This window comes from Limibacterium fermenti (genome assembly GCF_041902845.1).
GTDB classification, from domain to species: Bacteria; Bacteroidota; Bacteroidia; order Bacteroidales; family Dysgonomonadaceae; genus Limibacterium; species Limibacterium fermenti.
Genome location: NZ_CP159486.1, coordinates 3,437,807 through 3,454,019 on the forward strand (window position 1 = coordinate 3,437,807; position 16,213 = coordinate 3,454,019).

At 47.8% G+C, this 16,213-nt stretch carries 16 protein-coding genes and 1 tRNA gene; 3 read left to right on the forward strand and 14 right to left on the reverse strand.

Going from position 1 to position 16,213, the window contains the following annotated elements; translation table 11 throughout:
- Positions 1-141: 141 nt before the first annotated feature.
- The 9 genes from rpe to ABNK31_RS14910 form a co-directional block, all read right to left on the reverse strand.
- On the reverse strand, positions 142-792 hold the full coding sequence (gene rpe / locus ABNK31_RS14870; protein ID WP_418893243.1) for a ribulose-phosphate 3-epimerase: 651 nt from the start codon (positions 790-792) through the stop codon (positions 142-144).
- 113 nt (positions 793-905) lie between these two features.
- On the reverse strand, positions 906-1,601 hold the full coding sequence (locus ABNK31_RS14875) for a 2-C-methyl-D-erythritol 4-phosphate cytidylyltransferase (protein WP_418893244.1): 696 nt from the start codon (positions 1,599-1,601) through the stop codon (positions 906-908).
- 2 nt (positions 1,602-1,603) lie between these two features.
- Positions 1,604-1,795: an exodeoxyribonuclease VII small subunit gene (xseB, locus tag ABNK31_RS14880; RefSeq protein WP_418893245.1), complete on the reverse strand. Its 192-nt coding sequence runs from the start codon at positions 1,793-1,795 to the stop codon at positions 1,604-1,606.
- 69 nt (positions 1,796-1,864) lie between these two features.
- Positions 1,865-3,121, reverse strand: a complete 1,257-nt coding sequence (gene xseA / locus ABNK31_RS14885) for an exodeoxyribonuclease VII large subunit (protein WP_418893246.1) — start codon at positions 3,119-3,121, stop codon at positions 1,865-1,867.
- Positions 3,118-4,770: a S8 family serine peptidase gene (locus ABNK31_RS14890; RefSeq protein WP_418893247.1), complete on the reverse strand. Its 1,653-nt coding sequence runs from the start codon at positions 4,768-4,770 to the stop codon at positions 3,118-3,120. The genes xseA and ABNK31_RS14890 overlap by 4 nt, the downstream gene beginning before the upstream one ends.
- Positions 4,771-4,856: 86 nt before the next feature.
- Positions 4,857-5,057 carry an LPXTG cell wall anchor domain-containing protein gene (locus tag ABNK31_RS14895; RefSeq protein WP_418893248.1) on the reverse strand — a complete coding sequence of 67 codons (201 nt, stop codon included), beginning with the start codon at positions 5,055-5,057 and terminating at the stop codon, positions 4,857-4,859.
- Positions 5,047-5,541, reverse strand: a complete 495-nt coding sequence (locus tag ABNK31_RS14900) for a flavodoxin domain-containing protein (RefSeq protein WP_321578901.1) — start codon at positions 5,539-5,541, stop codon at positions 5,047-5,049. The genes ABNK31_RS14895 and ABNK31_RS14900 overlap by 11 nt, the downstream gene beginning before the upstream one ends.
- 18 nt (positions 5,542-5,559) lie before the next feature.
- Positions 5,560-7,023, reverse strand: a complete 1,464-nt coding sequence (locus ABNK31_RS14905) for an aminoacyl-histidine dipeptidase (protein ID WP_418893249.1) — start codon at positions 7,021-7,023, stop codon at positions 5,560-5,562.
- Positions 7,024-7,246: 223 nt separating this feature from the next.
- Positions 7,247-8,242, reverse strand: coding sequence for a lysylphosphatidylglycerol synthase transmembrane domain-containing protein (locus ABNK31_RS14910; RefSeq protein ID WP_418893250.1), 996 nt, complete (start codon positions 8,240-8,242; stop codon positions 7,247-7,249).
- 194 nt (positions 8,243-8,436) lie between these two features.
- On the opposite strand from ABNK31_RS14910, the gene rsmA reads away from it, so the two are divergent.
- Together rsmA and corA are read left to right on the forward strand one after the other, a co-directional pair.
- Positions 8,437-9,210, forward strand: a complete 774-nt coding sequence (rsmA, locus tag ABNK31_RS14915; RefSeq protein WP_418893251.1) for a 16S rRNA (adenine(1518)-N(6)/adenine(1519)-N(6))-dimethyltransferase RsmA — start codon at positions 8,437-8,439, stop codon at positions 9,208-9,210.
- A 60-nt stretch (positions 9,211-9,270) separates the two neighbouring features.
- Positions 9,271-10,215: a magnesium/cobalt transporter CorA gene (gene corA / locus ABNK31_RS14920; RefSeq protein ID WP_418893252.1), complete on the forward strand. Its 945-nt coding sequence runs from the start codon at positions 9,271-9,273 to the stop codon at positions 10,213-10,215.
- Positions 10,216-10,360: 145 nt separating this feature from the next.
- Here corA and ABNK31_RS14925 read toward each other — a convergent pair whose 3' ends face one another.
- From ABNK31_RS14925 to ABNK31_RS14940, 4 genes are all read right to left on the reverse strand, one after another.
- On the reverse strand, positions 10,361-11,362 hold the full coding sequence (locus ABNK31_RS14925; RefSeq protein WP_321579689.1) for an alpha/beta fold hydrolase: 1,002 nt from the start codon (positions 11,360-11,362) through the stop codon (positions 10,361-10,363).
- A gap of 154 nt (positions 11,363-11,516) precedes the next feature.
- Entirely contained in the window at positions 11,517-11,957 is a 441-nt protein-coding gene (locus tag ABNK31_RS14930; protein WP_418893253.1) for a cold-shock protein, read from the reverse strand.
- Positions 11,958-12,011: 54 nt separating this feature from the next.
- Positions 12,012-13,127, reverse strand: a complete 1,116-nt coding sequence (locus tag ABNK31_RS14935; RefSeq protein WP_418893254.1) for a DEAD/DEAH box helicase — start codon at positions 13,125-13,127, stop codon at positions 12,012-12,014.
- A gap of 300 nt (positions 13,128-13,427) precedes the next feature.
- Positions 13,428-13,514: transfer RNA gene (locus ABNK31_RS14940), tRNA-Ser, on the reverse strand.
- A gap of 98 nt (positions 13,515-13,612) precedes the next feature.
- Here ABNK31_RS14940 and ABNK31_RS14945 point away from each other — a divergent pair.
- On the forward strand, positions 13,613-14,986 hold the full coding sequence (locus ABNK31_RS14945) for a dipeptidase (protein WP_418893255.1): 1,374 nt from the start codon (positions 13,613-13,615) through the stop codon (positions 14,984-14,986).
- A gap of 177 nt (positions 14,987-15,163) precedes the next feature.
- Here ABNK31_RS14945 and ABNK31_RS14950 read toward each other — a convergent pair whose 3' ends face one another.
- The gene (locus ABNK31_RS14950) at positions 15,164-16,168 is read right to left on the reverse strand and encodes an FKBP-type peptidyl-prolyl cis-trans isomerase (protein ID WP_418893256.1); all 1,005 of its coding nucleotides are present in this window, start codon (positions 16,166-16,168) and stop codon (positions 15,164-15,166) included.
- Positions 16,169-16,213: the final 45 nt, after the last annotated feature.

Here is a 16,213-nt window from a genome sequence, read left to right on the forward strand (position 1 = left end):
GTTGTTATTAAAATCTGCGTTCTGCGAAAATCCGCGCAATCTGCAAGAGATCATGTACAAATCGCAAATAGAATCATTTCTATTTTTACTTTTGAGACAGTCTCAGGGCAAGAATGGAAGGGCGAAGCCGGGGGGATACTCCTATAATTGCTTCAACCGGTGAATCGTCTCTACCGGATTATCGGAATTAAAGATAAAACTTCCCGCTACCAACACATCGGCACCGGCATCTACCAACTGTTTGCCGGTTTCGAGATTCACGCCTCCATCGACTTGTATCAAGACGGACGGCTTTTTCCGTAAGATCATTTCTTTGAGCCTCGATACTTTGGCGAGGGTGTTTTCAATAAACCGCTGTCCGCCAAAGCCCGGATTAACCGACATCAGCAGCACCATATCCACATCGAGGAGAATATCTTCGAGTAACGCAACCGGCGTATGGGGGTTGAGCGTGACGGCTGCCTGCATGCCTTTATCTTTAATGGCATGTACCACCCGGTGGAGATGCGTGCAGGCTTCGTAATGCACGTTCATCGTACGCACGCCGCAGCCGGCGATTTCATCGATAAATTTCTCCGGCTGGACAATCATCAGATGCGCATCCAACAGTTTATCGGTTTTTTCTTTCAATCGTTTGATAATAGGAAAGCCAAAGGAGATATTCGGAACAAACACCCCGTCCATAATATCGAGATGAATCCAATCCGCTTCACTGCGGTTAAGCATTTCAATATCTTCTTCCAGATTAAGGAAGTTTGCCGAAAGTAGCGAAGGCGCTATCAAGGTACTCATAAGCATTTGTTTTTAGATGTTCAAAGATAAAGAAAAAAATAATACCGTATCCACTTCCGGATATGTTTTAGCGAAGGCGCCGCGCCCTTACTCCGTCAAACGGCGCAGAACAGTTAAACGGGCTCATCCCCTTTACGTTTTAAATAGTTCGCTATTTCCAGATCGAAAGACGACGTGATTTTGATATTCCTCTCGTCGCCCGGCACCAATCGTATTTTTATTCCCGCCCTTTCGGCTACCGAGGCATCATCGGTAAAGGAAGGATCATCGGGAACTTGATAAGCCTGCTTGAGACGTTCCGCCGGAAAGACCTGCGGCGTTTGGACGATCTTCAACGCGGCCCTGTTGACCGGCTCGCTTCCGCCGGCGGTGAGGCGGCGCACACTGTTCGGTTCGTCGATTACCGGAATCGCCCCGCAATCGTGCTCAAAAGCCGTTTCATAGCATCGTCCGATAACCGATCCGGAAACAAAAGGACGGGCAGCATCGTGAATGCCGACGGTTTCCTCTTCCGAAATAAGTTCCAGGCCATTTTTCACCGATTGAAACCGCGAGTCGCCGCCGATAGCGACTTCATGGGCGATAGAAAAACGATATTGGGCGCACAATTCCTCCCACAGCAAGGTATAGCCGACGGGCAATATCAACACAATGCGCAGGCGGTAATCGAAACGGTAAAATGCCTCGATGGTATGCATCAGCATCGGCTTGGTTCCGATCGTGCAAAACTGTTTGGGCAAATCACTCCCGGCACGAAGTCCTTTCCCCCCGGCGACGATAATGACGCTGTATTTCTTTTCCGGTATCATTGTTACGAAATATCCTCCAGTATTTTTTGCAACTCGCTATCGGTTTTGGTCAACTTCTCTTTACAAAAAGTAATCAATTCCGATGCCCGTTTAACCTTATCCGTCAAGGCATCGACATCCAAATCGCCCGATTCGATGGCGTTGACAATTCCTTCCAGCTCTTTCTTTGCTTGGGTATATGTTTGTTTTTCCATTTATTTTCAGCTATCCACTATCCGTAATTAGTAATTTGTATTTTGTAATTTGTATTTTGTAATTTGTAATCAGTTCCCGGTAGAAGTTTTCACCTCCGATAACACGGTACCGTCTGCGAAACGGGTCGACAGGCACTCTCCCGGCGACAACTCCCGAATTGATTTTATAATCTTCCCGTCTTTCAAAGTGAGGGTGTATCCCCGTTTCAGGATATTTTCGGGCGAAACCATCCGGATATATTGCTCGTTTGTACTTACAAAGTGGACTCCCCGCTCCATCATACGCTTTGCGGAAGAAGCCAATTGCCGCCCCATCTGCAAGACAAAGGATGACTCCCGCTGCAACAACACGTTCGACACATGCACCACGTCTTTGGAAAAAGAAAACAACTCCGATTGCTCTTTTTGCAAAATCGTCCGGCTCTCGCGCACAACCCGATCCTCTAAATCCAGCAGTTGCCGGGCGGTTTCGGTCACACGGGTAATGAAAAATTCGGCTACGGCCGTCGGCGTTTTCGCCCGCGTATGAGCCACCGCATCGAGCACCGTCACATCGCGTTCGTGACCGATGCCGCTGACGACAGGCAACGGAAACTGGGCACAGTTGGTAGCCAGCAAATACGAATCGAAACAACTCAGCTCCGACGTAGCCCCTCCACCGCGGATAATGGCTACCGCATCGAACAACTCCCGATGGAGGTATATCCGTTCCAGTGCATCGATAATGGACTGCTCGCTTTTTTCACCCTGCATGATGGCCGGGAAGAGCTTGGTATAAAAAACAAATCCCGCCGGATTGTTTTCCAGTTGATCGTGAAAATCACCGTATCCGGCTGCGGTAGGTGACGAAATAACCGCAATGCGATTCGCCGGTTCCGCCAACGTAAGTTCTTTGTTTAACGTCAGCACGCCCTCTTCTTCCAATTGTTTCAGTACCCGCTGACGGTTGCGCGCCATTTCGCCCACGGTAAACGAAGGATCGATATCGACCACCGTCAACGAATAGCCGTACAACTCGTGGAAATCGACCGACACGGAAACTAGAACATTGAGTCCGGAGGTAAAAGCCTGTCCCGTTTCCGCTTCAAAATAAACGGACAGCATTTGAAAAACGTTCGACCAGATAATGCCCCGCGCCCGGGCGACAATCGATTGCGTCACCGGGTCTTTCTCCACAAATTCGAGATAACAATGCCCTTTTTGATTCCTGCGCACGTCGCTCGTTTCCGCACGCAGCCAGTATGTATCGGGCAAGGATTCGCGGATGGCAGCCTTTACCGCACCGTTTAACTCGGAAAGTGAAAAAGAAGTCGTCGATGTATTCATAGCGCTATCCGGTAAGTCTGTTGGCTGAACGGGTCGGAAACGGTAAAGAAGAGCGATCGATTGGTTTTCCGGACTTCTTTCGACAGGGGGATCCGCACGGTATCCTCTTTCTCAAAAGCGACATCCGCCAGCACATTGCCCGCCTCATCCAGCACCTTAACGGCATACGCATCGAAAGAATATTCCGGATTCCTCAAGGTTATCGTATAGCTTTTTCCCGAAAAATCAGGCCGGATATTCCAGCCCCCCTCTTCCACCTTGCGGGAATAAGGGCGCAGGGTTTGCAATACTTCGACCATCGCCTTCCCGAAGTCGGGAATCCCGTACCCGTATATCGTGTCGGGTGCCGAGTATCGATTGGCAGAGCGTTTAACGATATCGACCAGCGTATCGCGGTGCAAAAACGGATTGACCGACCATAACGATGTCATCAATCCCGCCAAAAAAGGCGACGACAACGACGTGCCGTTGGTCGTCCCGATGCGACCGTTATAGCCGACAGTAACGGTTGCTTTGCCGATCGATACCAAATCGGGCTTCACACGCCCATTGGCAGAAGGACCTCGGGAACTAAACGAAGCAATGAGGCTATCGGTTCCCACCGCCCCTACGGTAATCACCTTCCGGGCATCGCCGGGCGCCGTGATTTTACGCCAAGGCTTGTTTCCTTCATTTCCCGCGCTGACGATGACCAGCATTCCTTTGTCGTACGCTTTATCGGCCGCCAGCGACATCAGGGAACGATCGCCGGTAAGATCGGCATGCGTATAATTTAACGACTCATCATCAAAATCGTTATATCCGAGCGACGTATTGATGACATCGACCCCTACGCTGTCGGCATATTCCGCAGCGCGCAACCAATAATCTTCTTCTACAGGATACTCGCCCGTCACATCTTCCGAGCGGAGCAACCAAAACGAAGCTTCGGGCGAAGCCCCCACCATGCGGCGCGGCTCTAAAACGGCCATGGTCGACAACACTTTCGTGCCGTGATCATTGGCCGAAAACAGACAGCCTGTCGGCACAAAGTCGGCAAATCCGGCTAACCGGGTCTCCGCAAAATATGGAATGACATCGTAATTGGTAAATCCGGCATCGATAACCCCCACTTGTAACCCTTTTCCCTGAAACCCGCCCAGTAAAAGCTTTCGCGCATTGTGCACGCCAAATTGCGCATCGGTCAGTCCGAAATAAGAGTGATCGGCCGTAACGGGCGGACAATCCGTTTTTTCCAGACGGGGACGATAGCGGGACTCCTGGTGTCGCGCACGCCCTCTCCACACATATTTTACAGAGTCGATAAACGGAAGCGCAGCAATGGACTCTATGCGTGCGCTGTCGGGGACCTCCACCACCATCGTACGAAACCATTTGCTGAAAGAAACCACTTTTCCTCCGGCGTGCGACATTTGTATAAAATAATCGGCCGAAATAGGGAAGTCGGTCGAGTCGATAGCGACTCCCTGCCGCTTCTTCCGCTCGATGGCTTTACGGGAGAGAAAGGCGTCGGGATCAGCGGCAGAGTAATCTCCGCTTCCTTTATCGCTAAGGTAGACGCGAAACTTATACTGCAAGGGGATCTGCTGCCCCACAGCGCAGACGATGGAAAGAAAAACAATACTGATGGTCGTAAACAAAAATCGCATACACTATAATTTAAGTCTTCCCCGGCTCCACCCTCGAATAGAGGTGTAACATAAAAAAAGGAGGCACAGAGTTAGAAGGGAGGCTGCTACGGGTGTCGGTCGCGCAGTTTCTGCCGGCGTTTTAATATCAAAAATAATACGACGGCAATCACAAGACAACCGCCGACTATGCTGAAAAACTCATTCAGGGTGCCCGACTGCTGATAGCGGGGATAGGCTATAACAGCCATGGACAATGTATACACCACCAATACGGCGGGAAGCCAAATATGTTTTTTATTTTTCACCGTCGGAATTGATTTTTTCTGCAAACTTTTCTATCTTTTCTTTGGATAATGCCACCATCAGTTCTTCTTTCAGGACTAACTGCGATGTAATGAATCGCTCCCAAAAAGATAGATTTTCCAATTCGCCCCCGAAATAATCACGGGCGACCGCCACCTCGTTCAGTTCTTCAGGAAAAGCATGGTTCAGCTCTTCCTGAGCCTTTTCTCCCGAATACAAGCAATTGATAAACAAACCCAAACGTTTACGCTTCAATTCTTCGAGGTTTAGCCGGCAAAATTCGGCCACCACCGGCTGGATGGTTCCCCAATGAATGGAGCCTCCGATAATCACCGTATCGTATGTGGAGATATCCGGGAGGACATTCCTTTCTTTCAGATCACAGATATCCACTTTCCCGCTCATTAACTGAAACAGGTAACGGGCGCTTTTCTTTACCGTGCCATGACGGGAAGCGTAAACGATAAGGGTGTTATCCATTGCCATGAAAACAATAAAAGATGATTATTTGAGCTGTTCCAATATCGACACGAGATAGTCATACGAACGTTCCACACTATCGATCTTGACGGACTCGTCAGGCGAATGTGCGCCCGTAATGGTGGGGCCGAAAGAAACGATATCGAGTTTTTGCTCCACGTTCGATTGGATAATGCCGCATTCCAATCCGGCGTGGATGACGATCACCTGCGGTTTCTCGCCATACTTTTCCAAGTACGCTCTTTCCATCACATGAAGCAGTTCGGAATGCGCATCGGGCTGCCATCCGGGATAGTCGCTATCGAATTCGACATCGGCTCCCGCCAGCGAGAACACGCTTTCGACCGCCGAGGATACCCATTCTTTACGGCTTTCCGAAGAACTGCGTACCAATAATTTCACTTCGATGGTATCTTCGGATGATTTGACGAGCGCGAGGTTCAAAGAACTCTCTACCACTCCGGGGAAATCGGCTAAGTCGCTGATCACACCGTTCGGGCATCCTTCCACCGCATGGATGAGGTTATTCTGCACCTCTTCGGGAATAAGCGCCGAAGGCAACTCTACTTTCTCCGCTACAAAGGAAATGCCGTCTTCGATACCGGCAAAGTCTTCGCGGAAGAGCGACTCGTATTCCAACACCAAGTCCTCCAGATCGTCGGACAACTGATTGGGCACGGTCACCACAGCCACCGATTCGCGGGGAATGGCATTGCGCAACGACCCGCCATGAATTTCGGCCAAACGGGCTTCGTAATTTTTGACCGCTTCTTTTAGAAAACGGTTCATGAGTTTATTGGCATTGGCGCGTCCCAAATGGATCTGGGTGCCGGAATGGCCGCCTTTCAACCCGCTAAGGGAGACTTTATACGCCACGTCTTTATGAGGAATCGATTGGTCGGGCGTGAAGTCGAATGAGATATTCACATCCAGACCGCCGGCACAGCCGATGCATAGTTGTCCCTCTTCTTCCGTATCGAGATTAATGAGGATGCTGCCTTCAATGAATCCTTTTTGCAAGCCGTTCGCTCCATCCATACCGACCTCTTCGTCGACAGTAAAGAGCGCCTCGAGCGGAGGATGTTTCAACGAATCATCTTCGAGCACAGCCAACATCATGGCGCACCCGATGCCGTCGTCTGCCCCCAAAGTGGTAGCTCGGGCCTTTACCCACTCGCCGTCGATCACCGTTTCGATGGGATCTTTCAGAAAATCGTGCGCCATGCCGGTATTTTTTTGCGGCACCATATCCATGTGCGACTGCAAAATGACGGTTTTCGCACTTTCGTAGCCTTTGAACGCGGGTTTACGGATTAAAACATTGCCCACCTTGTCCTGAGAGGTTTCGAGGTGAAGCGATTTTCCGAAATCCACTACATACTTCGCAATCTCTTTCATATGCCCTGTGGGGCGGGGAATTTGCGTAAATGCATGAAAATGCTTCCATACATTCTGGGGATTCAGTTGTAGAATTTCAGTTGTTGACATACTATTTAGTTTTTAGTTGTTAGTTTTTAGTTGTTAGTCGCCGGACGAAAGTCGAATGTCGAAAGTCTAACATCGTTCCGTACTCGATGCGGAATCCCCTCGTATTTTAGGGGATTGCTGGTCACGTCCGCCATGACGACCGCTTTAACCCGGCCATCTGTCTTTAGTCTTTAGACATTAGACCTTCGTCTTTTGACTTCATTCATAACTCATAATTCATCCTTCATACCTCACCATTCACACCTCTTTTGACGTAGGGCATGGCCAATACGCCGAATACCCCATAGAGGATGACCCATACCGATTGGATGGTGAAGACCGTTCCGGCAAAGGCTCCGGCCTGATCATAGGGTACGCCTAATATTACCAACGATGAAATGACCATGAAGTGCCAGGCTCCGATGCCTCCTTGTACAGGGACTGCCACACCGATATTACTCATAGCAAATACGATCCATCCGGCCAAAAGCCCCAAGTGTTTCGTAAAGTCGAATGCGTAAAAGCAAATGTAAAAGTACAAATAAAAAGACAACCAGAGAAGAATCGTATAGATTATTATCTGATTTTTCTTTTTCATTTTGGCAATTAACTTCATATCGTGCTTCAACGTCACAAAGAAACCTCTCACTTTCTTCATCCAAGGGGTGTCTTTAAACACGGTGAACAATAGGATGCAGCCGAAGATCAACAGGCCTCCCAGCACATAAATCCACACCGATCGAAACAGGTTCACGATGTTCTCGGCATAATGCGGATTGGTTTCGAAGTAGCTGATAAAGAAATCGACATAGAGGATGATGCTTATCACCACCACCACCATGGCCGCCACCAAATCGAGCACACGGTCGACCAGATACGTCTCGAATGTTTTAGAAAAAGGGATCTGATCGTATTTGCTCACCACTCCGCAGCGCCAGAAATCACCGGCACGGGGCAACAAAAAGTTCACGGCGTAATTTCCCAGCGTGGCATAGATAATGCTTGCCCGCGCGGGATAATACCCCAAAGAGTTGATAAGCAGCTCCCAACGCAGCCCCCGCAAGATATTGCCGGCTAGACCGAATATGAGCGAAAAGGCGATAATCTCGAAATGAGCCGACTTGACAATGCTCCACAGTTCCTGCATATCGGTCTTGCGATAGAGCAGCCAAATGATAGCCAGCCCCAAGAGCAGGGACAACAGCGTTTTGAATATATTCTTTATGGACTTTTTATTCATATGTTCCGTTCGTTTACGCAAGGGAGCGTTTGGAGCGCCCCCCCGGTGAAGAAGAGCGCCTCTCCCGGTGAGAGGAGCGACGCTCTCGGTGAAGTGACGGGTATTTCTGTTTTTTTACAAAACGTATTACGTCATTTATTTAATAAAATATTACCTTTGCGGACGTAAAGATAAGGAATAATCGATAAAAAACAATGATCTCGGTAAGGCCAAAGAAAAATCTGGGACAGCATTTCCTGAAAGATGAGGGTATCGCGCAGCGAATAGCCGCCACCCTCGACGGATTCAGCCACCTTCCTGTGTTGGAAGTGGGGGCCGGCACGGGTATGCTTACACGCTTTCTGGTCGGGCCCGAACGCGATGTGACGGTTGTCGACATCGATGCCGAGTCGATTACTTATCTGGAACAAAACTTCCCTATGCTGGACGGGAAAATCCTTCGCGACGACTTCTTGCAAATGGATCTCTCGCAATTGTACTCCTCCCCATTCTGTGTGATCGGGAACTATCCCTATCATATTTCCTCGCAAATTATTTTTAAAGTACTCGAGTATAAAGAGCTTGTGATATGCTGTTCGGGGATGCTGCAAAAAGAGGTTGCCGAACGCCTGGCAGCCCCTCCGGGAAGCAAAACATACGGAATACTGAGCGTACTGGCGCAAGCGTGGTACGACATTGATTATCTTTTTACAGTAAACGAACAGGCTTTCATCCCTCCGCCGAAAGTCAAATCGGGTGTGGTCAGGCTTGTCCGGAACAACCGGAAAGAAATGAATTGCGACGAAACCCTGTTCAAACGAGTGGTAAAAACGTGCTTCAACCAACGGCGAAAGATGCTCCGGAACTCTATCAAATCGCTGCTTCCTAAAGAACATTCTTTACCCGACGAGCCCTTGCTAGACAAACGTCCGGAGCAACTCTCGGTAGAACAATTCGAGCATTTGACCAATCTGCTCAGCGCCTTGTAAAAAACAAGGCCGCCAAACAGGAAAGAAAACGGATTTATTCACGATTAAAAAACCGACGTCATGGCGGAAATCAAACTCTTTTATCACAAAAACGGCATTATCAGATTAAGCCGCAGCCTTGATTTTTTGAAATCGAACCCCATCGGGAGCTTTCTTTGGATCGACCTGAACGATGTGGATGAGGAAATTGAAAACGAACTCGAAGACTTTCTCAAAATTTACATTCAGGAAGAGGAAGAAATGATTGAAATCGAGGTTTCGTCACGCTATATCGAGACGAACGATACGCTGGTCATCAATTCAAACTTCCTTTTATCGAATTTCGAAAGCGACCCGGTATCTTTCATTCTTAAAAACAATATTCTGGTAACGGTGCGAAGTCAGGAATTGATCTCATTCCATGAAACCGTTAAAAAAATATCGGCCAACCCAAAGAATTATCCCACCGGCGCCGACGTGTTGGTGGCGCTCTTGGAAACCCGGGTGGAATTCGACGCGGACATGATCGAGAACATGACGCAAAAAATCACCCATTTGAGTAACAGTCTCAACATGCAGGGTGCCGATAGAAACATGCTGAACGAAATCAAAAACTTACAGGAAAAGACGATGATGCTCCGCGAGAACGTCATCGACAAGCAACGCACCGTGTCGAGCATGTTGCGAAGCGATTTTATCCCGAAAGAGCTGCAACCGAAGTTATCGATGATTATCAAAGACATCAACTCTCTCATCGAACACATCAATTTCAGCTTCGACCGGCTCGATTACTTGCAGGATACGTTTTTGGGGTATGTAAACATCGAACAGAACAATATCATCAAGATTTTCACTATCGTATCGGTTATCTTCATGCCGCCCACACTCATTGCCAGCATTTACGGGATGAACTTCAGCTTTATGCCTGAGTTAGGAGAGAAATGGGGGTACCCTTTTGCTATCATCCTGATGGTGGTGTCGGTCGTCATCATTCTTATCTATTTTAAGAAGAAAAAGCTGATGTAATGGTGGATGGTAATTACAAATTACTAATTACTAATTACTAATTTGTGAGTGGTGAGTGCCGAAGATAAGAAAAACAAGACCGGTTCGACGAATACTCCCACCGGTTGGAATTAATGGCTAAACGGCGTGATGACCTCATAGCCGATCAATTTGTTTTCAGAAAGCCGATAAGCGGTTCGATAAACCGGTCGAAGGCCTCGATATGCGGCAAATGCCCTATATCGTCCAATTCCACCAACCGGGATCCCGGTATTTTTCGTTGTGTTTCTTTGCCTAAGAGTTGGTATTGGCCCATCCGCTCGCGTATAGCCTCGTCTTTCACATTATCCTTTCCGATAGCCGTGCGGTCGCGCGTACCGATAATCAGTAATGTCGGCGCTTGAATGGAAGAAAATTCGTACACGACCGGCTGTGTAAAGATCATGTCCGACGTTTGGGCATTGTTCATCGCCACACGGGAATAATCAGGATGCTTCGTCCAACCCGTAAGGAGATAAACCCATTCGTCGTATTCGGGCTTCCAGCGATTGTCGTAATAAAACCGCGACTGATAGTTCTTCGTCGTTTCGTAACTCACTTTCAATTCCTTTTGATAGTTCTCATCGATGGACGTGTACGGGGCGACAAGTTTCCAATCCTCCAATCCGATCGGATTCTCCAGGATCAGCTTCTCTACCGTTTCGGGATACATCACGGCGAATCGCACCGCCAACATGCCGCCCATGGAATGCCCCAATAAAAAGACCTTCTGAATGCCTAACTTATCCAGAACCGCCTTGGTGTTTCCGGCCAATTGTTGGAACGTATACTGATAACCGGCCGGCTTCGACGATTTACCAAAACCTATCTGATCGGGCACAACCACGCGATAACCTTCTTTTACCAACGCCGCGACGGTCGTTTTCCAATAAGCGCCGTTAAAGTTCTTCCCATGCAATAAAACAATCGTTTTTCCATTCGGATGCTCCGGAAGAACATCCATATAAGCCATTTTTACATTTTGCTGCTGACTTGTAAAATCGAGATAGCCGACGTCATACGGATAATCGTAATTCGTGAGCATAATATCCAGCACCGGGCGTTCCGTTTGGGCGGATGCACACAGAAAAACGCCGAGGAATGCGCTTAAAAACAGTTTTCGTCTCATTTTATTTTTAATTATTCATCTGCTTAATCCTTAATTGAAGAGATTCCATATCTCATTTCTTTCTCTTTAAAAAAACAGTCTACCCGGTAGGAAAGTTTTGCGTGTTACCTCATTCTCCTGAAAAACGCTTATCGAGTTACTCTCAAAAAAAGAGCTAATCCTCAAACGCGATATTGACGGCATTCATGCCCTTGGGCCCCCGTTCCAGTTCGAACGTCACGGCGTTTCCTTCGGCAATCGTAGCCGGGGCGCTGCTTATGTGAAAGAAATACTTGTTTACACTACCGATCTGTTTGATAAAGCCATAGCCTTTATCGGCATTAAAAAACTCTACCCGTCCCCTTAAGGCGGTCTCTTCCTCCTCGTCCTTTTTGGGAGTGGAAATAACGATATCCTCTATATCTATTTTTTCCCGGGCGGTGACATCGGGAGGGGTATCGGTGATGACGCCGTTGGCATCCACATAAGCGATCATATCCTCAAACGAATTGGTCGGATTGTTCTTTCGCTCTTCTCTTCGTTGTTGTTTTTCTTTTCTCTTCTGTTGCTTATTTTTCTCTATTTCTCTTTTGTTAAATGAATTTGATTTAGCCATATTTATCGTTGAAACTTATTATTTTTTTAATGTGAAACTGCATTTTTATACCCATTAGCTAGCCTCCATAAGGTTCTCGCCGGTTAATTTTTGAATATCTTTCAGCATGGGCTTTTCCTCGTCGGCACAGAACGTGAGTGCCGTACCTTTGTTTCCGGCCCGGCCCGTGCGTCCGATGCGGTGCACATACGTTTCGGCGACATCGGGCAGGTCGTAGTTAATCACCAACTCCAAATCGGTGATGTCAATTCCCCTGGCGGCAATATCGGTCGCAATCAGCGCTTGTATTTCATGCGCTTTGAAGTCGGACAAGGCCCGCTGGCGGGCATTTTGCGATTTATTGCCGTGAATGGCGGCGCTTCCTATTCCGGCCTTGCACAGGATGCGAGCAATCTTGTCGGCGCCATGTTTTGTACGGGAGAAGATGAGGGTCGACGTCTCTTTGTTCTTCTTGAGCAATTCGATGAGCAAGTCTTTCTTCTCTTTCTTTTCCACATAGTAAATATATTGCCGGATGGTGTCCACCACCGACGAAACGGGGGTGACTTCCACTCTTACCGGATTACGCAAGATGGTACGCGACAGGCTCGCGATAGAAGGCGGCATGGTTGCCGAAAAGAAAAGGGTTTGCTTTTCCTTCGGAAGTTTGGGCAACAGACGTTTGATATCGTGAATAAACCCCATGTCGAGCATACGGTCGGCTTCGTCCAACACAAAATGGCGAACGGAACTCAGATTGACAATGCCCTGATTCATCAAATCGAGCAACCGCCCCGGTGTAGCCACTAATATATCTACGCCGGCATTCAATTGCCTTACCTGTGTATGCTGCTTCACACCGCCGAAAATCACGCAGTGCCGGATACCCGTATACGGCGTGTAATCCTTCAGGCTTTCGTTAATCTGAATAGCCAATTCGCGGGTAGGTGTTAATATCAGGGCCTGAATGCGTCTTTTTCGACCTTCTACCCCTTGAATGTACAATTGCTGTATAATAGGCAGCGCGAAGGCGGCCGTCTTGCCGGTACCGGTTTGGGCCAATCCCAATAAGTCGCGGTTATCGAGGGCCGGCTGAATGGCCTGTTGTTGTATCGGTGTGGGAACCGTATATCCTTTTTCGTCTAAAGCCTTCAATAGCGGCTCTATTAAGTTTAATTCTTTAAATGTCATATATTTGTATAAAACTGTTCGCGGTTACGGCAACAGTCGTTTTTTTATTTTTTTTGCCTTTCGGCGCCAACCGACAGATACGCACGCACCTGCATAACCGGAGGCTTTACCTTCTGACGATCGATTGAATAGCGCAAACAAAAAGTTTGATAGGATGTCAATTTTGACGATGGGAAACTCCGTCTCTCAACGACGGAGCAAAACATTGTGAAGAAAGATACACTAAAAACTCGATTGCTCTGGGTGCAAAGATAGCAAAATAAATCGATTGGTGTCGCCTCAAATCTCTTTTCTTCTCTGCGGAAAGCGAGGGATTCGAACCCCCGGTACAGTTACCCGTACACTTGATTTCGAGTCAAGCCCGATCGACCACTCCGGCAGCTTTCCTTTTCGTCTTGCAAAGGTATAACATTTATGAAGATTTCTCAGGCATAAACAAAAATATTTTGTAGTTTTACGTCATTAAATCCTAAAACAACATCACAATGAAAGAAATTAACGAGTATGTAGAAGCTCATAAACAACGCTTCCTCGACGAATTGTTCGAATTGATCCGCATTCCTTCTATCTCTTCTTTGCCCGAACACAAAGACGATATGTACAAAGCCGCCGAAAAATGGAAAGAATTCCTTTTAGCTGCGGGGGCCGATAAAGCTGAAGTCATGAAGACCGACGGCAACCCGGTGACGTATGGAGAGAAGATCATCGACCCGAAGGCGCCGACGGTTTTGGTATACGGACACATGGACGTGATGCCGGTAGATCCGCTGGAACTATGGAATACCGACCCGTTCGACCCTGTAGTAAAAGACAAAAAGATATGGGCTCGAGGGGCTGACGACGACAAAGGCCAGAGTTTTATGCATGCCAAAGCGTTTGAATATCTCGTGCAATCGGGGAAACTCCGGTGCAATGTGAAGTTCCTGATTGAAGGGGAAGAAGAAATCGGCTCGCCCAATCTCCCTAAGTTCTGCAAAAAAAATAAGAAGTTACTGAAAACAGACGTCATCCTCGTATCCGACACGTCGATGATTGCCCCCGATGTGCCGTCGATCACCACAGGGCTTCGCGGACTCGCTTACTGGCAAGTGGAAATAACGGGGCCTAACGTCGATCTGCATTCCGGAATTTACGGAGGCGCCGTCGCCAATCCGATCAATGTGTTGGCGAAGATGATTGCGCAAACCCTCGACGATGAGGGACGCATTCTTATTCCCGGTTTTTACGACGATGTCGTGGAGGTGTCGAAGGAAGAGCGTTCGCTGATGGCTAAGGCACCTTTCTCGTTGCAAGAGTATAAAAAATCGATCGGCGTGAAAGAGCTCGCCGGTGAAAAAGGTTATACGACCAATGAACGGGCAGGTATCCGCCCCTCTTTCGATGTATGCGGCATATGGGGCGGCTATACCGGCGAGGGCGCCAAAACGATTCTCCCCTCCAAAGCGTATGCGAAAATAAGCACCCGGCTGGTACCCAATCAGGATTACACGAAAATTGAGAAACTGTTTGCGGAATATTTCGAATCGATTGCCCCGAAATCGGTGGACGTGAAAGTAGCCTATCTGCATGGAGGGCCTTCCTATGTGTGTCCCATCGATCTCCCCGCCTATAAGGCCGCGGAAAAAGCGTATACCGATGTATACGGCAAACAACCCGTGCCGGTGCGTTCAGGGGGAAGCATCCCCATCATCGCCGCCTTCGAGGAAATACTCGGCGTGAAATCAGTATTAATGGGCTTCGGGTTGGGGTCGGATGCCATTCATTCCCCCAACGAGAACTATCCCCTGGAACAATTCTACAACGGGATACGTACTATCCCATTATTCTATAACTATTTTGCCGAAGAGGCGAAGAAATAATCGTTCTTTTTAGGTATAAGGCAGGAGCCCCTCAACCGGTGCTCCTGCCTTTTTTGTTTTTCCGGAGAAGATACGACCACCGAAAGCGTGAAAAATAAAATAAAAAGCGCTTTCACGGAAAGAGGCCTTCCTTTGCAGGAAAGCCTCTTTATCAACACGTGTATAATAATGTATCGTTTATTTCTTTTCGATATCGATCAATTCAACGTCGAAGATCAAGTTAGAAAACGGTTTAATCGCCTGTCTTTCTTGCGCGCCATACGCCAGGTTATAGGGAATATACAATTTCCATTTCGATCCGACCGGCATTAACTTCAACGCTTCAGTCCATCCCGGGATCACTTGCGTTACGCCAAATACGGCGGGTTCGCCGCGATCGACGCTGCTATCGAATACGGTACCGTTGATCAACGTACCATGATAGTGCACTTTCACTTGGTCGGTATCCGTTGGAACGGCACCCGAACCTTCTTTCACAATCTCATATTGCAATCCGCTGGGCAATGTGACGACCCCTTCTCTTTTGGCATTATCGGCCATGAAAGCGTCACCGGCGGCAATACTGTCTTTATATTGTTCTCTTAAGTGGCTTTCCTGCGCTTCTTTGATTTTATTTTCTACGAAAGGACCTGCTTCGGCTTTATCGATAGCCAACTTTTCATTTTTCAACGTTCCGAGCAAGCCGGCTAAGAGTTGGTCTTCGTTTACTTTCTTCGTCGAATCGCCGGGGAAAAGTTGTTCATTAAATTGCGGCAGCATGCTTTCCGCAATTTGCGTTCCGATGCTTAGCCCTTGGATGTAAGCCGATTTTTCTTTTCCGCCTTTAAGAGCTTCTTTCAATCCACGGATAAAATCGTTCAATTTCGGAGCATTCACCTTATTAACCGAGTCGATCTTGGCGTTGAGTTCTTTTTGTAACGCTTGTTTTTGTACCGAGTCGGTTGCAGCGGATATTCTCATCTGATAATCATACTCGATGTTAGATGAGCTCTGAAGAATACCTTGTTGTTCCAAGAAGCGGGCCAAGCCCCCTTGATCGGCTAAATTGATTCCTGTGGCATACGACAAACTATCTGTTGCATTTTTCAACGAAGTCTTTGGCGTAGAACCGCCTCCACAAGAAACCATCAGTATTCCGCAAACAGCGAATGCGCTAAGTGCTACTAAATTTTTTCTTTTCATTTTGTTTCTTATTAATATTAATATCTATGTTTATTGGTTGAATGT